This window comes from Enterococcus sp. AZ040, from assembly GCF_050499185.1.
Lineage (GTDB): Bacteria > Bacillota > Bacilli > Lactobacillales > Enterococcaceae > Enterococcus_D > Enterococcus_D entomosocium.
On sequence record NZ_JBMHEW010000001.1, the window covers coordinates 3,098,604 to 3,120,577 of the forward strand.

Below are 21,974 nucleotides of genomic sequence, written 5' to 3' on the forward strand. Positions count from 1 at the left end.
TCCTACATCATGATTTTCTTTGGATTCAAGCGTAAAATATACAATAGCGGTAAAATAGCTGAGAACAAGACGGTTCCTAAACCTAACAGCAGATACGTAATGATGTAGCCTGCTGAGAAGGACACTTGATAGGCATTCTTGATATCCATGTAATCAATATCAGCTGCCATCAAACCGCCAGAATAAACACCGCCCATATCATTTTGATTGCTCATCCAATCGTTTTGCATCAAGGTATTTGAAACGGCACCACCTAATAAGTTCCCGGTCACTAAGGACAATAGCAGTGCGGCTAAACTAACCAGCAAGACTTCAATCACGATCTGTCCAATGACTTTCCCACGGCTTTCCCCTAAGGAGAGATAGATGCCCAATTCTTGTTTCCGATCTCGTAAGAAAAGCAAGACCACTAAGGAAATAATAAAGATGGTTGCGATCGACGCAATGATCACGATGTAATTTGCGATCACCCCTAACCGAGTAAAGCCACCGGCGATCTGCTCGTATTGATCCGTATTAGCAATGACACGATAATATTGGGGCAATAAGGCACCGGCTTCTTGTTTAAAGGCTTCGACGTCATCCGTTGAATTTAGGACAAAGATCGGTTGATAATAGGCGTCTGACTCTTCTTCGATCACTTCTTGACCCCAAAGTTTTTCAGACTGCAATTTGTTAAAATCTTGCACTAAATTATTGCTAGCATAAAAGGTATTGATTTGTTCCATCACTTGCCATACCTGATCACTATTTTGTGAATCACTTTGATCTGATGAACTACTTTGATTGCTTTGATCCTTTTTAATTACAGAAAAGATCCCTGCAATGGTCACGGGATAATCAAAGGTCGCGACACGATTGCCACTCTCAGCCGTTTCGTCCGTCGCATCCTCACTATCATCACTTACTCCCTCGCTTGAACCACCTTCCATCATGACTTCTGCCCGTGTATCCCATACCAATTGATCACCGACACTCAGGTTATTCAATTCTGCGATCTCTTTACTGATCAATACCGCGTTCGTCAACTCACTGACATCTTTTTCTGTCAATCCCTCGCCTTCCTCCAAGCGAATCAAGCCTTCTTGCATGTCTAATGGCTCAACCAAATTTCCGCCCTTCAAAGAGAAATAGTTGCCACCCATGCCGACCGAGCCATCCTCCGGCGTATAGGCTTTCAATTTTGTTGTTTCTAACCACGCTTGATTTTGGTAATCAAAATATTTCACATAGCTTAATTGACCGATTTGCTCATAAAGATCCAGCGCTGGTGGTTTCGGATAAAAATCTTCTTGAGACCGCTCTTCGTCCGAAGCATCCGCATGGTCTTTTTCAAAACCTTCCCAATCCATTTCCACCGTAGCTACGTTCCCCATTTTGCGTTTCGTCTCTCGCTCCACGTTGGCAGTGGATTGTTGAATTGCTACAGCACCAGCGATCACATTGCCTAAAATAAATAGAACTAAAAATAAAATAAATGATTTCCCTTTTCTTCTGGTGATACTCTTTAATGCACGCTGCCAAAAGTTCATTGTTATTTCCTCCAGTGACATTATTTTTTAACAATTATTCCATACTTCTCCCTCAAGAACAATCGCAATAAAGGATCGTTTTTCGAATTTAAAATATTAAAAAACGGGTGAAAAAGATATTTCCATTTAAGAACCCTTATAAAAGGACAAGAAAAAGATGTTAAATAACAAATAAAAGAATGGAATTTTTGCTAACAGTTTTGTAAGATTTCCCGATTTCAACTTAGATTTCACTTGGATTCCATCAAAAATGCTTAGCGCTTTCGAGAGTATAAAAAAAACGAAGGAATTCTCCCACTCTTTCCCAGCGAGAAAATCCTTCGTTTTGTATCCCCTATTTTTCTTTCGTATCGATCACGATCGTCACCGGGCCATCATTGACCAAGGCGACTTGCATATCTGCGCCAAATTTTCCAGTAGCAACAGTGATGCCTTCGGCTTGTAAACCTTCATTAAAGGCTTCGTAAAGCGGGATCGCAATACTTGGCGGTGCCGCTTGAATGAAACTAGGGCGATTGCCTTTCTTGGTCTCCCCATAAAGGGTGAACTGTGAAATACTCAAGACGGCGCCGTTTATGCTTTCCAGTGACCGATTCATTTTGCCCTCTTCGTCTTCAAAAACCCGCAGATTTTTGATTTTTCTTACGAGATAAGCCACATCGTCGCCTGTATCCTCATGGGTGATCCCCAACAAAACCATGAACCCTTGTTGGATCGCACCGACGATATTGTCCTCAATCGACACGCTTGCTTGACTGACTCGCTGGATCACTGCCCGCATTCTTTCTCACCCCTTCGTACGTCTGACGCTGTAAACATCTGGAATCTGCTTGATTTTATCAACGATCGATTTCAAATGAGTCAAATTCTGAATCGCCACCGTGATACGGATCGTTGCCATTTTGTCTTTATTGGTTTTGGCTTCGACACTCACTAAGCGTTTCGTGACGCTATTGACCGTCTGCAAGACATCGTTGAGTAACCCAGACCGATCATACCCGTAGATCTCAAGATCGGCATCGTATTCTTTGTTGATGTCGGTGGCATCTTCCCACTCAACATCGATCAAACGGTTCGCTGCCTCTTTGTTTTGAACATTGGGGCAATCGCTGCGGTGGATCGAGATTCCCCGCCCTTTAGTAATATAGCCGACGATCGAATCCCCAGGAACCGGATTGCAGCAGCGGGAGATGCGGATCAACAAGTTATCGACCCCTTCAATGACAATGCCGCCTTCGTGACGAACCTTCATTTTTTCTGGTTCTTTTTTCGCCGGTTGATTGATCATCTCTTGGACTTGCTGCTTTTGCTTCTCGATTTGTTTCTCGCGCCGTTCTTCTTCGGTCAAACGGTTGGCTAAGGTCGTGGGACTGACTTCCCCATAGCCGACAGAGGCAAACAGGTCATCTTCTGTTTGATAATTGAATCGTTCGCAAGCTTCCGCCATTTTGCTTTTCGTCAAGAATTCTTTTGGCACAAAGCCCATATCTTGTAAGGTACGAACCACTGCCTCATGTCCTTTGATGATATTCTCATCACGATCTTGGGCTTTAAAAAATCGTTTGATTTTGTTCTTCGCTTTGCTGGTAGCAACTAGTTTGACCCAGTCGCGGCTTGGCCCAAAGGAATTCGGTGATGTCAGAATCTCAATAATGTCGCCATTTTTCAGCTTATAGTCTAATTGGACCATTTTGCCGTTGACCTTGGCACCAGTAGTTTTGTTGCCGATGTCGGTATGGATGCTATAGGCAAAATCCAGTGGACTGGATCCTTGAGGCAACTCCGTCACATCACCTTTTGGCGTAAATACATAGACTTTGTCGCTGAAAATATCGCCTTTGACACCTTCCATAAATTCAGAAGCATCATAGCTTTCATCTTGTAGTTCCAAAATTTCTCGGAACCAGCCAACTTGTTGGGTCATCTTGTCGGCTCTGACTTTTTCGGTCTTGCCTTCTTTATAGGCCCAGTGCGCAGCAACCCCAAATTCAGCGATCTCATGCATTTCATGGGTCCGAATTTGGATCTCGACAGGATTGCCTTTGGGACCAATGACCGTCGTATGCAGCGATTGGTACATGTTGGCTTTTGGCATAGCGATATAGTCCTTGAACCGCCCAGGCATTGGTTTCCATTTTGTATGGATCGTTCCCAAAACCGCGTAACAATCTTTGATGGAGTCAACGATCACTCGGATCGCCAACAAATCATAAATTTCATTGAACTGTTTCTTTTGGTCTTTCATTTTGCGATAGATCGAGTAAATATGCTTTGGTCGACCATAGATCTCAGCATAGATATCTAGTTCCTCCGTAGCGATCCGAATCTCTTCCACGGTTTCGGAAACGTAGGATTCCCGTTCTTCTCGTTTGGTCTGCATCAAATGCACGATTCGGTAATATTGCTGTGGATTCAAGTAACGCAAAGAAATATCTTCTAGTTCCCATTTGATTCGGCTGATCCCTAAACGATGAGCTAATGGGGCATAGATTTCCATCGTTTCTTGGGCGATGCGGCGTTGTTTGTCTTCCCGCAGATGTTTCAACGTACGCATATTATGTAAACGGTCAGCCAGTTTGACCATGATGACCCGTAAATCTTGCGCCATGGCGATCAACATTTTTCGATGATTTTCTGCTAATTGTTCTTCATGAGATTTGTACTTGATCTTACCCAGCTTGGTCACGCCATCCACTAGCATCGCTACATCGGCACCGAATTCTTCTTTCAGATCGGCTAACGTCACATCGGTATCTTCGACGACATCATGCAAAAAACCAGTTGCAACGGTATGAGGGTCCATCTGCAATTCTGCCAAGATCCCCGCAACTTGGATTGGATGAATAATGTAAGGCTCGCCGGATTTACGGAATTGTTCTTTGTGGGCTTCTGTCGCGTAGTCTAATGCTTTTTGGACAAAGGCAACGTGTTCTTCACTCATATAATGAGCGACCAATTTGATGACATTGGGCCCGGTCAATATAACTTCTTTTGCCATTCATTCCGCCTCCTGCTCTTCTTTTTTGTGCTATCAAAAAGGCAGACAGAAGTCGCTGTTAACGTTTCGTCACGCACCCAAAGCCTTGCGGACAAACGTTCTAAGCATGGGACTCCTGTCTAACCTGCAGTTCTTATTTAGTAGTATTATTATACAAATTTTTCAGCTATTTTTCAATCGCTGTTGTTCAAAGCACATCGGGTGCCGGCTTGTCCTTAAGCAATTCTTCAAAAACATGATACGAGAGCCCGATTTTCTCGGCGCCGGCAGCCTGTAGTGATTGCATAGCTTGTTCATCTATTGTGTCAGGATTGATCTGGATCGACAGTTGACTGCCACCATCTAAGGAAAACAAACTCACGTCGTGCAATGCTTCTGCTAGTGGTTGTTTTTGTCCTAACACGATCTTTGGCCATGCTTCTTCTTTCAAGCGTTGTGCCACTTGGATCTTCGTCAATTCATTCATGATCTCGGTTTGCACAGCTAAGCGGATCTCCCCTCCTGTCAAGGTCAAGGAGCGAATCGTTTCGGTCAATTCCGCAAAGCCACGATCATTTTCCATGAAGGAAGAAGCCGGTAGCCAGACTTCCAAAAAATCGGCACCTTCCATAAACGCCCGACCGATTTCAAACGCTACCTTTGCCAGTGTTCCTTGGGCAAGGGGGTAATCGATCACTGCGCCGATTTGTAAGGAAGAGCCTTGTGCCAAGATTTTCGCCCGCCGAATGGCACTAGGCAAAACGACGACTTCCTTTAAAGCCGTTTTATATTGATTGATAAAATCCTTCAAGACCCAGTCGGTCAGATCGGCCGTCAACAAACGGACACTGATTGCTTCTTGGTTCTTATTCATCAACTCACATCCTCTTTAATTCCGTTAGCACACTGACAGCACTTAAAAAATAAAACGGTGCTGTTTCTGTTCGTAAAATCCGAGGGCCTAACCCGCATAATTTAGCGTTGTTTTCCTGGGCTCCTTCGATTTCGGAGGGGGTCAGACCGCCTTCTGGGCCAAAGATCGCTAAAACTTTGCTACCAACGGGCAATTCGGTGATCACTTGCAGCAGCATCGCTGCTTCTCCTTGCTTGGCTGATTCTTCATAAGCCACTAGGACCGCATCGTACTGACTGAGGCTTTGCCAAAATGCTTTGGCGTTATCCAGCAGTGTGATGGCTGGTGCGATCTGCCGTTGGGATTGCTCCGCCGCTTCTTGGGCGATTTTTTGCAGCCGCTGCTGCTTTTTCTGTAACTTCTTTTGATCCCATTTCACGACCGAAGTTTGCGCAGGAAAACCGATAAATGCTGCCGCCCCAAGTTCCGTGCCTTTTTGAACGATCAAGTCCAGCTTATCGCCTTTCGGGTAGCCGCTAGCGATCGTGACCTGCAGCGGCAATTCCTTGTCCTGCTGTTCTTTTTCGACTTCCTCTAAGTAAACCGTTTCTTCATCGGCCTCTTTGATCTTGGCGATGATCGCCAAATGATCCTCAAAAACTAAACCGACTTTCGTGCCGGGAGTCATGCGCATCACTCGGATCATATGGTGGAAGGGTTCTCCCGAAACGGCAAACACCGCTTTTGCTTCATAAGGCTCCTGTAAAAAATATCGCTGCATCTTACTCTACCTCTGGTTTTTTAAAGGCGATCGCATACCAGTCTTTTTGATTGAACAATTGATCAATCTCAAAGCCTTGTGCGATCATGGCATCGATCACTAATTGTTTTTTCGTCTCAATGATCCCAGAAACGATCAAGGTGCCCTCTTGCTTCAATAAACGCCATGCATCAGGGATCATCAATAAAATGATATCCGCTAAAATATTGGCAACGATAAGATCAGCAGGGACCGTCACCCCTTGCAAAAGGTCATTGGCTTGCACGGTCACATCGTGAGCAATGGGGTTCATCGCCATATTTTCTTGGGCGGACCTCACAGCGACTTCATCTAGATCATAAGCAAACACGTCTTTGGCACCTAAATATTTGCTGGCGATACTTAACACCCCTGAGCCCGTCCCGACATCTAAGACGGTTTCACCGCCCCGCAAGTAGACTTCTAGGGCTTGTAATGTCAAGCGTGTCGTAGGATGCGTGCCGGTCCCAAAGGCCATTCCCGGATCAAGGGTGATGATCTTTTCATCTTCTTGCAGCGGTTGATAGTTTTCCCAGCTCGGCACGATCGTCAGATAGCGGGAGATACGGACTGGATGGTAATATTTTTTCCAGGCCGTTGCCCATGCTTCTTCCACGACCTCGCTCGTTGTGATGGTGTTTTTGCCGATTGCCAAACCATACTCCGGCAGACGGTCGATGGCTGCTTTGATCGTCGGCAGCACTTCTGGCAAAAAAATCGTCTCTGGGAAATAGGCACTGACTTGCGCACCTTCTTCTAAGGTCGTATAGGTTTCTTTATCCAAAATTTCGCCATACGCATCGCTTTTAAAATTTTCGACATCTAAAACGTCCTCGATCGCTACCCCACTTGCTCCGTGTTCCATTAAAATATTGGCGACTGCTTCCACTGCTTCGCTAGCTGTCGCTACGGTTACTTCATTCCATTTCATGTTCGTTCTCCTTAGTAACTAGGGTACGGGATCATGGTTTCCCCAGCCCCGGCTTGATAGTTCGTCATTTTCTCCACAAATGCTTCTTCGTTGAATCGCAATTCAAAGATCGCTTCTTCACTGTCATCGTTCAAGAAATCAAGCAGATCGCTTTGGCCTTCTTCTAAAATTTCTTGAATGTAATCAACCAATCCGTCTAACAACGCTTTTTGGATCCCTTTTTTTCCTGCATAAGGAATCGTCGCTAAATAATCTTCTTCATCAAACGTTGATTTTTGTGGATCATACAACAAAATCCCATCTTCAAATTCAATGATCGCTTCCTCTGATGCCACACCTTGCGCATCGTCGATTTGGACTTGTTGAGGATTTTCGGCAAACAAGCGCAACACCAATTCGATGGTATGATTTTTGGCATCCCAATCGATCGCCACATCATAATCGGAGATTTTTTTCGTTAATCGCTGATCTAAGTAAGTCAATATCGTTTCTTTCGCCATCACTATTCCTTCTTTCTAGCCAGCCATGATCTTGCTGAACAGCGGCTTTTCGTATATTTGTTAAATAAGGATTACCAGCTACCGCAAATCGAAGCGGCATCTGAGTCCACTCCCCTTTGTTCGGGATACCAATTCGAGGCAATGCCAAAATTTCTTTTGGGGTACGTCGGCGCTCAGGAACCAAATGCAGCGGACTCGTAAAAATCGATTCGCCGTAAAGCTCAGCTGGAATCTGTAGTGCCTGTACTAGTTTCCCGGGGCCATTGGCTACATCCGGTCCCGTTTTTTGTCGCTGTTGTTCCATCAAGTCAATCCCATCCACCGGTTCTAGCCCGCGAATCATGATTCCTTGTGGGATGCCTTTTGGTTGCGTAATAAAGTTGACAATTCGATGCGTATGCATCGTATATAAATAAATCGTGCCGGGTTCCTGATACATCGCCCGAACCCTTGGTGTGTTTCGCATGCCCACACTATGAGCCGCCAGATCATCGGGACCTAGATACGCTTCACAATCCACGATATACCCACCTAATGTTCCTTCTGGGGTCTCATGTTCCAAATACATCCCTAATAAGGCACGCGCGATGGTCGTTGTCGGCTGTGTCGCAAAAAGTGCCATTAATTCATCCATTCTCATCACCCTCTTTATTCTACACAATTCTCGGTCAACTTACTATCTTTGACTACAGAGTTGCGGTGATCTCAACGATTTCTTTTCAACGAACCTGTTTTTTGCTGACTGAGTGGAAAATACGCGCCCTTTTGTTTTCGTAAGGACGCAAATCAGCTTGTTTATGAGAATGTACGTTCTTATGTTATACTTACAGGAAAAGGAGAGGATCGTTTTATGCAGCAGCCACTTGCTTATCGAATGCGGCCACGGAACTTAGATGAAGTCGTCGGACAGCAGCATTTGGTTGGCCCGGGGAAAATCATTCGCCGAATGGTCGAAGCCAAAATGCTTTCTTCGATGATCCTATACGGACCGCCGGGAACCGGAAAAACCAGCATTGCCAGTGCGATTGCCGGCTCGACACGCTATGCGTTTCGCATGCTGAACGCCGCCACAGATACAAAAAAAGACCTGCAAATCGTGGCAGAGGAAGCCAAAATGAGCGGTACTGTCATTTTATTGCTTGATGAAGTCCATCGACTAGACAAGACAAAACAAGACTTTTTACTGCCCCATTTAGAAAGCGGCAAGATTATTATGATCGGTGCCACGACGGAAAATCCCTACATTACGATCAATCCAGCGATTCGCAGTCGGACACAGATTTTTGAAGTCAAACCGCTCCAAGAAGAAGATATTTTGACCGCCATTGATCAAGCTTTAGCAGATGAAACTCGCGGACTTGGATCAGAAACCATCGTATTGACCGATGATGCCCGCTTGCATCTTTCGCGAGCGACCAACGGTGATTTACGAAGCGCCCTCAATGGCTTAGAACTCGCTGCCCGTTCCACACCAAAAGGACCAGACGGCATTATTCATTTGACCTTAGAGATCATCGAAGAGTGCGTACAGCGCAAAGCATTGACCCATGATAAAGATGGGGATGCGCACTATGATGTGATCTCTGCTTTTCAAAAATCGATTCGCGGCAGCGATGTGGATGGTGCGCTGCATTACTTAGGTCGTTTAGTAGAGGCAGGCGATTTGGCGATCATTTGTCGGCGCTTGATGGTCATCGGTTATGAAGACATCGGTTTAGCTAACCCAGCAGCCGCTGCTCGAACCGTCAATGCTGTGTTAGCCGCTGAACGTTTGGGCTTGCCGGAAGCTCGGATCCCTTTGGCCGATACGGTGGTCGATCTATGTTTGTCACCAAAATCCAACTCGGCCTACATGGCAGTGGATGCAGCGATCGCAGATATTCGTAGCGGTAAAGCTGGCGATGTCCCAGATCATTTACGAGACAGTCATTACAAAGGCGCCGAAAGCTTGAATCGAGGAGTTGGCTATCAATACCCACATAATTTTGATGATGCATGGGTCGATCAGCAATATTTACCTGATAAGCTAAAAGGTACCCACTATTATCAACCGAAAGCCACCGGTAAATACGAGCAAGCGTTGGGCCAACGGTACCAACAATTGCAACAGCGAAAGAAAAAAAACTAGGTACTTAAAAAAAAATAGTGACTTTTTGGTATCGTTTTCAAACAACTTTATTGCACCTTCGTCATTCCTATGCTACTATAAGGGTGGGAATTCTGTGATGTACGAGTTGTCCCTTTTGTGTGTTGACCGAACATTTTTATTGATATCTTGGGATCCGTCTTGTGTCAATGCTGGTAACATGCCTTTTCCTTTGGTAGTTCGAAGCTTAGACCGTGGAACCCACCTGCTAGAATTTGCGGGATCAATACTATGGGAAAAAGAACGGCATCAACGGATATTACCCATTCTTTTTAGAATGTGCCATCTGTTTTTAACAGATGGCTTTTTTGCGTTTTCTAGCCGTTAGAAACCGTGCAACGTCCTCCATCTGATATCAAAGTAAGGGTGGCTTTTGCTATTCTTTCTAGGGTTCGCTATACTAAACCTATCAACTTAGAATAGGATGGCGTATGTTTATGATTCTTCTATTATTTACGATCGTGGCACTCGTATTATTCGGCACCAGTTATTTGCTTTATGCCAAACAAGCGATTTTTTTCACTTTGATCCCTACTACTGAGGCGAATAAAGTCTTCTTAAAAACCTATAGCCTCATTCATTTCCTTTTAGGCGTAGTGGCATTGGTTGTGGGCTTTGTCGATAGAGAGCTGATTGCCTTGTTTTATTTGGCGTTGTTGTTGCTCTCTTCCGCTTCATTCAGCATCTTGCTGGCACAAAAAATGAAAAAAAAGGAAGATTAGGTTTTCTTTTTCCAGAAAAAAGCATTACAATAAAAGTAGAAGATAACAGATGGGAGTGTTTCTTATGTTACAACAATATCAACGAATCATGGTAGCCGTCGATGGGTCTAGCGAGTCAGAATTAGCCTTCAAAAAAGCCGTGAATGTGGCACAGCGGAATGATTCTGAATTAGTTTTAGCACATGTGATCGACACTCGGGCCTTTCAAACCGTTTCTTCTTTTGACGGCATGCTTGCTGAGCAAGCAACCGAAATGGCCAAACAAACTTTGAAAGACTATGAGGATTATGCCCGCAAACACCAAGTAACTGCAGTCAAAACAGTGATTGAATACGGCTCGCCAAAACCAATCATTGCCAAACAATTGCCCGAAGATCACAACATCGATTTGATTATGATCGGTGCCACTGGTTTAAATGCCGTGGAACGAATCTTTATCGGTTCCGTGTCTGAGTATGTCATTCGCCATGCTGGCTGTGATGTGTTAGTTGTGCGGACAGACCTAGAAAACAAAGTCCCAGCAAAAGACCACACGAAAGCTTAATAGTGAGACGACCTGCCGCTGCTTGGCAGGTTTTTTTGTGCAAAAAAAACCGTGACAAAAGCAAAAGAGTTAACGAGCACTTAGGTCTCATTGGTCTTTTTGCCTTTGGTCACAGCTCTTTGACAAGTCGGTTATCCAAACTTGTACAGCAAAAAATGAAAGCAAAGTAATAGGTACTCCTATCTAACCATGTTTCCTTTTGATTGTAAATAGTTTTTCTGAATTTTCTGAATAAATAGTTAATTTACCCATCCTTAAATAAAAAAAGCAAAGCGTCGCTTCCCTTAGGAAAAACGACGCCAAAATCTATGGTGATAATGGGCTATCCAAAGGACGCTGGTCAAGAGGATCACAAAGAAAACCGGACCATTCAATAACCAAAAATCAACCGAAGTCGCAGCAAAGCCATAAAGGATGATAACAATGACGGAAAGAAATAGCGTTGCGACTGTTCCAACGGCTAACCCAAGACTCCCCGCCCCTCTCGTAAACAATTGACTGATATTGGTCCAATCCAAAAGCAGCAATCGATAATCACGAGCAAAATATTTCAAGCACAAAAGAAAACTGCTCCAAAGTGCTCCTACTAGGAAAGAGATAGCCAAAATCAGCGGCATTTTGAATAAAAGCACTGCTGCCAGCACGATGACTGCCGTTAAGCTCAGCTGCAAAACGACGCCAAAGCGGAATTTTTCCCGCAAGTAGCGCTTCATCGATAGCGGCAAGGAGCGGACAAACAAGAAATTCTCCTGATCCAATGAAATCAAATTACTGATAAAAGAAGTCGGGTTGACCATCAGTGCCGCCAAGGCGATCCCCGCCACGAAAACAACACCGATAAACCGCTCATCCAATTCACTTAACTGAATCGCTCCTGTAAACACAAAAGACACTAAGAAAATGATGGGCATCAGCAACGAAGAAGAAAAGACTTGCATGATCAAATTCGGATCACGGATCAACTGCGAATTGTAATTAAACAACAGCTGGCCCAAGCCTTGATTGGGCTTATGTTTCCGACGAACACTCCCTTGGTTAGGCGCCGCGGCTGCCACTTGCTCATAAAACTTCGGCAAGATCAATCGATAGAGGGCAAAAAGCAGCACGCCTGCTGTGGCGATGATCCCTAGCAAGCTAAGCAAACCGGTCGTTTGAAACGGTGCCACCATCACATAATAAAAAGGCAATAAAAAGCTGATCGCTCCCCGGTCTACCACGTCTGTCTCATAAGTATTCACCTGATTCATCATTAAGACCCCGATCACAACAACCAGCATCGTCACGCCTAGCAATAAACTAGTGACCAATTTTTTATGCTTCAAGAAAAACTTGGTGCGCGTCAGGCTGAAGACGATCAAGCTGCAAATGCTGAAGATCAAGACTAAAAACAAGCCGAACAGCAAGAACGCCCATAAAATCGTCAGTAAGAAAAAGACGTTTGCCCGAATCCCTGTCAGGAGAAATAAGACCAGCAGGGGAAAAATAAACGGCGCAACGGTGAGAAACACCACCACGATCTTTGCCAGAAAAATTTCACTCTGTCGAAAGGGAAGCGGCAAATACGCTGGCAGGTCTTGACTCTCGAAAAAGACATTGTAAATAGACGAAATCCCTTGGGAAAAGCCTAAAATCCCGAACAAAGCGACATAATAGGTAAAAAAGCCCGGCATCTGACTAAAATCCAATGTGATCATCGTCAAACCATAGACTAGCAGAAACACCACTCCAGAAAGCGCATATTGAAACAACAAATAACTGGTCAAGGTCGAACCAGCCTTGCCTTTTTTGCGGGCTTTGTCTGTCAGTTGGGGATTGGCATACCGCAAATTAACGGAGGTCAGCGTCAGAAATTGTTGTTTTCGCATCTACGCTTCCTCCGCTTCTGCAAGAATCGCTTCTTCTTGACTTCTCCCAGTCATTTGCAGATAGATCGTTTCCAAAGAAAGCGACGGATGCTGTGCCAGCAAATCTGCCACTGAGCCATTGTACAGCAGCTCACCTTTTTTCAAAATCGCTAATTGATCACACAACTGCTGGGCGGTGTCTAAGACGTGGGTAGAAAAAATCACGGTCTTGCCCTTGGCAGCATGCTGTTTCATCATTTCTTTTAAATCATACGCTGCTTGGGGATCTAAGCCTTGCAATGGTTCGTCCAAGATCCAAATGTCCGGATCGGGGATCAATGCCCCAATCAGCAGCGTTTTTTGCCGCATTCCATGGGAAAAGCTAGCGATGGTCTCTTCTTCATGAGACAGCATATCAAACAAGCGCCCTAATTTTTGCAAACGCTCGGCCTTTTCCGCTGCTGGCACCTCATACGCTGCGGCAATCAAGTCCCAATACTCCCCTGCCGTTAGCTGTAAAAACAAATCTGGCGTGTCCGGCACATAGGCAATTTGTTTTTTTATCGCTTCCCGATGTTCCACGAGGGATTGACCGTCAAAAAAGATTTCCCCACTCGTCGGTTGTAAAATACTAACTAAGCTTTTGATCGTTGTCGACTTCCCTGCCCCGTTGTGTCCCAGAAAGCCAAAGATCTCCCCTTGACGAATCGTCAGGGAAAGATCAGACAATGCTTTTTTTGGTCCATATTGTTTCGTCAGATTCTTGATCTCAATCATTTTCCTGCCTCCTTATTCCATACCTATTGTTATCTTACGCTGAAACGTAGTAAAAGAAAAATGTTTATTGCCATTTTTATCAAATCAATTGACAGGAGCTGCAAAAACAAAGATAATAAGAGCACTTTAGGGGAGTAGCACATGGATCGTTCCATGATCTTAGATCAACAGCAAGCGGGAATCCGCTGGTTTAAGATGTTTCTTGCAAGACCTAAGTGGCAAGGGGCCGCTTAGGTCTTTTTGCAGTTTAAAATGGAGGGAAAACAGTCAATGAGTTCAAGTAAAATGAAAAAAGTGACCGCCGGCGGACTTTTAGTCGCCATGGGGGTGGTCTACGGTGATATCGGTACGAGCCCACTTTACGTAATGAAAGCCCTGGTGGAGGACAATGGCGGACTACGCACCTTAACGCCCGACTTTATCTTAGGCAGCGTCTCGCTCGTCTTTTGGACGCTGACCTTGTTAACGACGATCAAGTACGTCTTGATCGCATTAAACGCGGATAACCATGGAGAAGGCGGGATTTTTTCCCTTTATACCTTAGTTCGTAAAAACAGCCGCTACTTGATTATTCCAGCGATCATCGGGGGCGCAGCCCTGCTAGCAGATGGGGTATTGACGCCTGCCGTGACCGTAACCACTGCCATCGAAGGATTACGGGGAATTCCAGCCTTTTTTGATCGCTTCGGCAATGACCAATCGATCATCGTCGGCATCACCTTAGCAATCTTATTGGTCCTCTTTGCCCTGCAGCGCTTTGGGACTGAGTTTGTCGGCAAAGCCTTCGGACCGATCATGCTAGGCTGGTTCACCTTCTTGGGCATCGTCGGTGTGATGAACTTTGCCGGTGACCTTTCGGTGATTCGGGCCCTTGATCCCCGGTATGCGATCAATTTGCTCTTTAGTCCCGATAACAGCGCTGGTCTCTTTATTCTCGGCAATATCTTTTTGGCGACTACTGGTGCGGAAGCCCTCTACTCGGACTTAGGTCATGTGGGTAAGAAAAACATTTATGCTAGCTGGCCCTATATCAAAATCTGCTTGATGCTGAATTACTTTGGTCAAGCGGCGTGGCTGCTGCAAGTCTATCAAAACCCGACTTATCAAGAAATCGAAAACTTGAATCCATTTTTCCAAGCGTTGCCGCAAGGGTGGACAGTCTTTGGTGTCAGCTTCGCCACACTCGCTGCCATCATTGCTTCGCAAGCTCTGCTGTCTGGCTCCTTTACCTTGGTTTCTGAAGCCATCAAGTTGAAACTATTGCCGCGGATGCAAATCATCTATCCGGGTGCGTCTATCGGGCAAATGTATATTCCTGCCTTGAACACCTTGCTGTGGATCGCCTGTTCCGGCGTAGTCTTATTCTTCCAGACCTCTACTCGGATGGAAGCCGCTTATGGATTGGCCATTACGGTAACGATGTTGATGACCACTATTTTGCTGTATTTCTACTTGCACCAAAACAAGAAGACCCGTTTCTTGGCACCGTTCATCACGCTCTTTTTTGCAGCGATCGAAGGCATTTTCTTTATCTCTAGTGCGACGAAATTTTTCCATGGCGGTTACGTTGCCATCTTATTAGCCAGCGTGATCATCGGTGTGATGCTGATTTGGGAATGGGGCAATCGTATTCAAGAAAATGCTGCCGAAGAAGTTGCACTTTCTACCTACATCCCTCAATTGAAACAGTTGCGGGAAGATGATTCTTTGCCATTATCTCAGACGAACGTCGTCTTCATGGTTCCTAAACTGCAAGACGATCAGATCGGTCAGCAGTTCATCTATTCCATTTTAGACAAACGGCCGAAGCGTGCCAAAGTGTATTGGTTCGTCAATGTGGAAGTCACCGATGAACCTTATACGAAAAAATATGAAGTTTCGATGGCAGATACCGATTTTATCGTTAAACTAAAGCTTTATCTCGGCTTTCGGGTGCCGCAAGAAGTCAATCTCTACATTCGCCAAATCATTCAAGAATTGATGAAAGATGGTCGCTTGCCGCTGCAGCCGCAACGCTATTCCTTAACGCCTGGACGCAATGTGGGTGATTTCCAATTCGTGATGATCGAAGAAGAGCTGTCGAATGCAACTGCATTAAGCAAATGGCAGAAGCAAGTCATGCAGACGAAGCTTTTTATCAAACGCCATACTATTTCACCTGAACGCTGGTTCGGCTTAGAATACAGCGATGTGGTTCATGAGACCGTTCCTTTGGTCATCGGTCAGATGAAAGAAAGCTCTCTGACAGAATTACGCATCGAGGAACGCTAAGAAACCGCCAGTACTGGTTGAACTTTCTGATACTTTCAGGTACACTGAAAAGACAAAGACACAAAGGAGGGAAAACGACCATGATGCGCATGACTAAAATAACAAGTAATGAAAATTACCAACGATACCATATCGCATTTAGCCATGCAATTGGTTTTACAGTTGCTGTTGACGGGACGAGTCTGTCCAAAACAGTTAAATTTACGTAAAATCAATGGCCATCTCAAGGTATTTTTCTCAAAAAAATCTGAGTTTAAATAACACTGGCCATGGATATCCATGGCCTTTTTGAGTGGTCTCAAGGAGAGAGATCATGATCATACAAGCAATTGCTATTAAAAAAACCATCGGCGGGAATCCGTTATTTGAGGAGTTATCCTGCCAAATCGAAGCTGGGGAAAAAATTGCCCTAGTCGGCATCAACGGAACGGGCAAATCAACCTTTTTACAAATCTTGACTGGCAGTGAAGGTGTCGATAGCGGCGTTATCAGCCGCCAAAAAGGCTTGAGGATCGGGACGGTCGAGCAAGAGCTGACAGTTTCTGAAGCAACCGTTACCCACTACCTGCTCCATTCTGCAGCTAACATTCAAGAACTCAAACAGCAAATGAGCCATTACGAAGCCTTGATGGCAGAACCCGATACTGATTTAGAGAAGTGTCTGATCCGTTATGGCGAGCTGCAGCAGCGCTTTGAAGAGCTGGGCGGTTATGGATTAGAAGACCGAATTTCCGCGATCTTACAAGGGTTAGGAATTCCCCATCGGCAGGACGCACGGTTAACAGACCTTAGCGGGGGTGAACGGGTCAAAGTCGCTTTAGCCAAAGTGTTAGTCACCGATGCTGACTTGCTGTTACTGGATGAACCAACCAATCACTTGGATCTTTCAAGTATCCGCTGGTTGGAAAATTATTTACAGAATACGAAAAAAGCGGTTCTAGTCGTTTCTCACGATCGACACTTTCTCGATCAAGTCACCACCAAGACCTGGGAACTGGAAGAAGGCGCCCTGATTGAGTATCCTGGGAACTATAGCCGATTTCGTGTCTTGAAAGAAGCTCGCTTGGCGGAGCTGACCAAAAATTACGAACTGCAGCAAAAAGAAGTCCAGCGACTGAAAGTCATGATTCGTCGATTTCGTCAGTGGGGCCATGAAGGAGACAATGAATCCTTCTTCAAAAAAGCCAAAGAATTGGAACGCCGCCTAGCGAAACTTACACTGGTCAAACCGCCAGCGCCCCCGAAAAATCGGCTGCAAGGCTTGGCAAATGGCGGAAAATCAGGTAAAGAGGTGTTCATCGTTCGCGACTTGCACCAGCAATATGCCGATCAGCTCCTATTCAAAGACAGCAGTTTTGCAATCTACCGTGGGGAGCATCTAGCCATCATCGGCGACAATGGTACCGGAAAATCAACCTTACTCACATTACTTCTCGGTGAGGAGCTTCCTAGCGGCGGCACTATCAAGCGCGGCAGCAGCTTACAAATCGGCTATTTGCCCCAACAGCTACAGTTTGCCGATCCTGAGAGCCGCTTGTTGGCCTACGTACAGACGTTGACAGGAAACGAAGAGGCTGCTCGTCGGCAATTGGCCAAAAGTGGGTTTTATCAAAGTGATGTGGCCAAACGAATCAAAGATTTATCTGGTGGTGAAAAAATCCGTTTGGCGTTACTGAAACTCTTTTTAGAAAAAATCAACGTCCTGATTTTGGATGAACCAACCAATCACCTCGACAGCTATGCCCGAGAAGAAATTGAAGAAATGCTGCAAGATTATCAAGGGACCCTGCTGGCAGTCAGCCATGACCGCTACTTTTTGCAGCAGCACTTCCAAGAAGCCCTGGTCATTGCACAGCAGCAGATCACACGCCAGCCACTAAGCCCATTGATTGACTAAGACATTGATTCGCAACAAAAAAACTTGATTTTCCTACAGTAAGCATGGGTTGTTCAATCCATGCATAGGCGGAAAATCAAGTTTTTATTTTTTGATCAATGAATGTTGCCGATCAAGTTGCGGATCGGTTTTCTAGCTAAATACAAGATGATGCCGACAACAACGGCTACTCCGCCGACGATGCCATAGTACATCCCTTCTGTTTGTGGTGTATAGAACCGAGCGATTTGCGCATTGATGGCTTGTGAAGAAGCGTCTGCTAACAACCAAATCGCCAAGGTTTGTGCTTCGAAAGCTTTCGGCGCTAGTTTGGTCGTCACCGACAAGCCCACAGGTGAAAGACACATTTCCCCCGCAATCATAATGAAGAAGCTCAATACCAACCATAATGGGCTGACCCGTTCTTCTACTCCAAACAAGAGGCTTGGCAGCATTAGCAATAGAAAGGACAAACCGGCTAAGACCAAACCAATGGCAAACTTCACTTCTGTCCGGGGTTGACGAGAACCTAGTTTGGTCCACAACCAGACAAAGACAGGTGTCAGTAAGACGACAAAAAGTGGATTTAAGGTTTGATACAAACTTGCTGGAATATTGATGCCGAATAACGTTGATTGCGTACGGTCAGCGGCAAACAATGCCAAGATCGATGAGCCTTGTTCTTCTAAAGACCAAAAGACGATCGCTGACAAGAACAGCGGAATGTAGGCCAACACTTTTTTCTTTTCATCTGGTGTGACATCTTTCGAACGCAGCATTTTGGTAAAGTAGTAGATCGGCAAGAAAATACCTAGAACACTGATGAAGTTGATGAAGAAATCAACCGTCAGATGGCCCGTTGCAGCAGCTGCGCCAAACAACACTGCCAATGCGAGAAGAACCAGAACGACTGCTCGGAAGAAGGTTTTCTTTTCGGCTGCCGATAAGGGATTCGTTGGCGCGATCGCTACACTTTTCAACGTGGTTTTTCCTTGCACATAATACTGCACCAAACCGATAAACATCCCGATAGCAGCAATCGAAAAGCCTAAGTGGTAGTTGACCTCTTGTCCTAAGATCCCGACGATGATCGGTGCTAACAAGCCACCGATATTGATCCCCATGTAGAAAATTGAGAAACCAGCATCCCGACGGATATCGTCTTTGCTGTACAAATGCCCCACCATACCCGACACGTTGGATTTCAATAGTCCGGTTCCGATGACGATCAGCATCATGGACACAAACAACGCTGGAATCCCTAAAGGTGTTGCCAAGACGATGTGTCCTAACATGATCAAGATTCCACCATAAAAGACGGATTTATTTGATCCTAAAAGACGGTCCGAGATCCAGCCGCCAACAATACTTGACATATACACTAAGGAACCGTAAATCGACATGATCGCCACAGCCGTTCCTTTTGGCAACCCTAAGCCGCCGTTGGCAACTGCATCGTACATGAAGTACACCAAAATCGCCCGCATACCATAATAACTGAATCGTTCCCACATTTCCGTGAAGAATAAAGTTGACAGCCCTCGCGGCTGACCTAAGAATGTTTTTTCTTTTTCCATATGTAATGGCCCCTTATAAAAATTAATGAAAATAAAATAGCGGAATTTTTCTGAAAATTCACAAATGCCAGTTTATTCCCATTTGGCAACTTTTACAAGGGTATTTCCCTGAGAACACCTTGTAAAAAAGGAGGGAAATTTAAATTCAAATGAAAGCAAAATGAGAAGCCCTCCACCTAGGTGCAGTATGAGCCAATTTTCATATGTATAATTATTAAATTATCTGTTTAAAAAATTAGAAAATGGTCTTCACCAATTTTTCTCTCTAGCCCCATTTTGCGGACTTTCCTACAAAAAAACACATGCAAGCATTTCTCTTGCATGTGTTTCAGCTTCTATTCTAAGGAAGGTTTTCGCTTAGCCGCGTAAACGTTCCACATCGCGAGCGATCATTAATTCTTCATCTGTTGGGATCAAAAGTACTTTGACTTTTGACTCTTCAGTTGAGATCACTAATTCTTCGCCGCGTTTTGCATTTTGATCGGCATCTAATTCGCAACCAAACCAAGTCATGCCTTTGATAACTTCGCTGCGGACGTGGGCATCATTTTCACCGATACCGGCAGTAAAGACGATCGCATCAACACCGTTCATGGTCGTTACATAGCCACCAATGTATTTACGGATGCGGTCAGTAAAGACGTCATAAGCAACTTTGACTTCTTCTTTGTCGTAGTTTGCTTCTAGATCGCGCATGTCGCTGGAAATACCAGTTAAGCCTAATAAACCAGATTTTTTGTTTAAAACATCCACCATTTCATCGATATTCAAATCTAATTTTTCCATTAAGTAAGGCAAAACAGCAGGATCGATGTCACCTGAACGTGTGCCCATCGTTACACCAGCTAATGGCGTGAAGCCCATTGATGTATCTACTGATTTTCCGCCGTCAACCGCAGTGATCGACGCACCGTTCCCTAGATGGCAAGTGATGATTTTTAATTCTTCGATTGGTTTGCCTAACATTTCTGCTGCACGCTCAGAAACATAACGGTGGCTTGTACCGTGGAAGCCGTATTTACGTACTTTAAATTCGTTATAGTACTCTAATGGCAAGCTGTATAGGTAATTGTGTTTTGGCATCGTTGCATGGAAAGAAGTATCAAAAACAGCGACACTGATGATTTCTGGCAAGATTTTTTTGAAAGCAGTGATCCCCATCAAGTTTGCTGGGTTGTGTAATGGCGCAAATTCAGCCAATGCTTGGATGCGTTCCATCACTTCGTCTGTGATCACAACTGAATCAGGGAAATCTTCTCCGCCGTGAACGACGCGGTGACCGACGCCAGTGATTTCATCATAGGCACCTAAAATGTTTAATTCAATCAGTTGATCCAATAACATTTTTACAGCTACTTCGTGATCGTTGATGTCGATGATTTGTTCGAATTTTTGATCTTCCCCATATTTGATGGTAAAGATAGAATCTTTCAAACCGATTCGTTCAACGATTCCTTTAGCGACAACTGTTTCCTCTGGCATTTGATATAATTGCCATTTTAAACTTGAACTTCCAGCATTGATTGCGATTGTTTTTGACATGATGATCTCCTTATCCGAATTATATTACAGATTTGCTGCTTTCCAAGCCGCAAATTGTTCAAAAAGTTTTGTGATGTTCTTTGGTTCTTTCAGTGAGGCTAGCTTGACCAGCAAGACTTCGTCTGCTTGTTTGCTTGTCCCTCCATGGTTTTGTAAAAGCAAAATACTTTTACGTGAATGTTCATTTTTAAAGAGTTCTTCAGGAAGCTGAATCATTCCTTGCAAATAAACCTTTTCTTTCAGCCATTTTTTCAAAAATTCACTCTGTTCCGTTTCCAAGAAGTTGCTTGGTACTAAGAACAAACCGTAACCGCCAGCTTTGACATAGTTCATCGCTTGTTCCATCAACAAATGATGGGCGTAACTGTGCCCTTCTGGAGCCGCCGTAATGAAGCTGCGGGCTTTGTCATCTTGTGGGTAATAGCCCACCGGTAGATCGCTGATCGCCAGATCCATCGGTTCGATCAAAAGCTCTTGCAAGCCATCTTGATGGAACAAATGCAAGGGCGCTTTGGTCCATTCGCCAGTCGCAGCTGCGATCGCCAACAAGGTTTCGTCAATATCCACACCGGTTCCTTCTACTGGACGCTTCGCTAATTGCAGATTCAGCAAGACTGTCAATAAGAGATTCCCCATGCCTACCGATAAATCAAGAAGTTTCACTGGTTGGTCGGCACTACTCAACTGCTCGATCAAATAGACGAATAAAAACCCAAGACTATCTGGTGTCAGTTGGTGATTGGCCTGTAGGCGCTCCGTTTGGCTGCCTTTCAACAAAACCAACTGCGCAAGCTTGCGTTTTTCTTCTGCCGATAGTTCCATTGCTCGAATTTCTTGATAGATGGTTTCTAAACGAGCAGCAGTTGCTTCATCTGGTACCCCATCGATCACGCGAACTTGGTATTGATCAACAAAATTTTCGATCGTCTCTACGTAAGCATCAAAAAAAGACGTTTCCAATGCGTTTTGAAGCAGTTGGATCGCTTCAACGGTCAAATGAAAAGACGTTTCCATTTTTTCTGCGGACATCTTGCACCTCTTTTCAAAACTATAACAACATATATACCTGTTTAATTTTAGCCG

General features: G+C 44.8%; 18 protein-coding genes and 1 other RNA gene. 6 read left to right on the plus strand and 13 right to left on the minus strand.

Going from position 1 to position 21,974, the window contains the following annotated elements; genetic code table 11:
• Positions 1–2 precede the first annotated feature (2 nt).
• From IGK63_RS14200 to IGK63_RS14235, 8 genes are all read right to left on the minus strand, one after another.
• Positions 3–1,553, minus strand: a complete 1,551-nt coding sequence (locus IGK63_RS14200; RefSeq protein ID WP_005233475.1) for an ABC transporter permease — start codon at positions 1,551–1,553, stop codon at positions 3–5.
• A gap of 313 nt (positions 1,554–1,866) precedes the next feature.
• On the minus strand, positions 1,867–2,313 hold the full coding sequence (gene dtd / locus IGK63_RS14205; protein WP_005233473.1) for a D-aminoacyl-tRNA deacylase: 447 nt from the start codon (positions 2,311–2,313) through the stop codon (positions 1,867–1,869).
• Between the two features lie 6 nt (positions 2,314–2,319).
• A complete protein-coding gene (locus tag IGK63_RS14210) occupies positions 2,320–4,530 on the minus strand; it encodes a RelA/SpoT family protein (protein WP_005233463.1) in 2,211 nt (736 codons plus the stop codon).
• 187 nt (positions 4,531–4,717) lie between these two features.
• A complete protein-coding gene (locus IGK63_RS14215; protein ID WP_005233460.1) occupies positions 4,718–5,383 on the minus strand; it encodes a hypothetical protein in 666 nt (221 codons plus the stop codon).
• A 4-nt stretch (positions 5,384–5,387) separates the two neighbouring features.
• Positions 5,388–6,143, minus strand: a complete 756-nt coding sequence (locus tag IGK63_RS14220) for a 16S rRNA (uracil(1498)-N(3))-methyltransferase (RefSeq protein ID WP_016612975.1) — start codon at positions 6,141–6,143, stop codon at positions 5,388–5,390.
• A 1-nt stretch (position 6,144) separates the two neighbouring features.
• Positions 6,145–7,092 (minus strand): 50S ribosomal protein L11 methyltransferase, encoded by a 948-nt coding sequence (prmA, locus tag IGK63_RS14225; protein WP_005233456.1) that lies wholly within the window; start codon positions 7,090–7,092, stop codon positions 6,145–6,147.
• A gap of 11 nt (positions 7,093–7,103) precedes the next feature.
• Complete coding sequence (locus IGK63_RS14230) at positions 7,104–7,592, minus strand: DUF3013 family protein (protein WP_034872159.1); 489 nt, start codon at positions 7,590–7,592, stop codon at positions 7,104–7,106.
• A complete protein-coding gene (locus IGK63_RS14235; protein WP_005233451.1) occupies positions 7,528–8,226 on the minus strand; it encodes a DNA-3-methyladenine glycosylase in 699 nt (232 codons plus the stop codon). The genes IGK63_RS14230 and IGK63_RS14235 overlap by 65 nt, the downstream gene beginning before the upstream one ends.
• A gap of 216 nt (positions 8,227–8,442) precedes the next feature.
• Between IGK63_RS14235 and IGK63_RS14240 the strand changes: the two genes are divergently transcribed.
• From IGK63_RS14240 to IGK63_RS14255, 4 genes are all read left to right on the plus strand, one after another.
• Positions 8,443–9,720 (plus strand): replication-associated recombination protein A, encoded by a 1,278-nt coding sequence (locus IGK63_RS14240; RefSeq protein ID WP_016612978.1) that lies wholly within the window; start codon positions 8,443–8,445, stop codon positions 9,718–9,720.
• An 86-nt stretch (positions 9,721–9,806) separates the two neighbouring features.
• Positions 9,807–10,001, plus strand: a non-coding RNA gene (ssrS, locus tag IGK63_RS14245) — 6S RNA.
• Between the two features lie 168 nt (positions 10,002–10,169).
• Positions 10,170–10,460, plus strand: a complete 291-nt coding sequence (locus tag IGK63_RS14250; protein ID WP_005233435.1) for a hypothetical protein — start codon at positions 10,170–10,172, stop codon at positions 10,458–10,460.
• Between the two features lie 64 nt (positions 10,461–10,524).
• Complete coding sequence (locus IGK63_RS14255) at positions 10,525–11,004, plus strand: universal stress protein (protein WP_005233432.1); 480 nt, start codon at positions 10,525–10,527, stop codon at positions 11,002–11,004.
• 284 nt (positions 11,005–11,288) lie between these two features.
• On the opposite strand, the gene IGK63_RS14260 is transcribed toward IGK63_RS14255, so the two are convergent.
• Both IGK63_RS14260 and IGK63_RS14265 read right to left on the minus strand, forming a co-directional pair.
• The gene (locus tag IGK63_RS14260) at positions 11,289–12,869 is read right to left on the minus strand and encodes a hypothetical protein (RefSeq protein ID WP_016612981.1); all 1,581 of its coding nucleotides are present in this window, start codon (positions 12,867–12,869) and stop codon (positions 11,289–11,291) included.
• On the minus strand, positions 12,870–13,625 hold the full coding sequence (locus IGK63_RS14265; RefSeq protein WP_008382046.1) for an ABC transporter ATP-binding protein: 756 nt from the start codon (positions 13,623–13,625) through the stop codon (positions 12,870–12,872).
• 270 nt (positions 13,626–13,895) lie between these two features.
• Between IGK63_RS14265 and IGK63_RS14270 the strand changes: the two genes are divergently transcribed.
• Together IGK63_RS14270 and abc-f are read left to right on the plus strand one after the other, a co-directional pair.
• The gene (locus IGK63_RS14270) at positions 13,896–15,896 is read left to right on the plus strand and encodes a KUP/HAK/KT family potassium transporter (RefSeq protein WP_008382045.1); all 2,001 of its coding nucleotides are present in this window, start codon (positions 13,896–13,898) and stop codon (positions 15,894–15,896) included.
• 313 nt (positions 15,897–16,209) lie between these two features.
• Positions 16,210–17,793 carry a ribosomal protection-like ABC-F family protein gene (gene abc-f / locus IGK63_RS14275; protein ID WP_008382043.1) on the plus strand — a complete coding sequence of 528 codons (1,584 nt, stop codon included), beginning with the start codon at positions 16,210–16,212 and terminating at the stop codon, positions 17,791–17,793.
• A 95-nt stretch (positions 17,794–17,888) separates the two neighbouring features.
• On the opposite strand, the gene IGK63_RS14280 is transcribed toward abc-f, so the two are convergent.
• The 3 genes from IGK63_RS14280 to IGK63_RS14290 form a co-directional block, all read right to left on the minus strand.
• On the minus strand, positions 17,889–19,349 hold the full coding sequence (locus IGK63_RS14280; protein WP_005227746.1) for a peptide MFS transporter: 1,461 nt from the start codon (positions 19,347–19,349) through the stop codon (positions 17,889–17,891).
• Between the two features lie 357 nt (positions 19,350–19,706).
• Positions 19,707–20,891, minus strand: a complete 1,185-nt coding sequence (locus IGK63_RS14285) for an acetate/propionate family kinase (protein WP_005233419.1) — start codon at positions 20,889–20,891, stop codon at positions 19,707–19,709.
• 24 nt (positions 20,892–20,915) lie between these two features.
• A complete protein-coding gene (locus IGK63_RS14290) occupies positions 20,916–21,920 on the minus strand; it encodes a class I SAM-dependent methyltransferase (protein ID WP_008382040.1) in 1,005 nt (334 codons plus the stop codon).
• Positions 21,921–21,974: the final 54 nt, after the last annotated feature.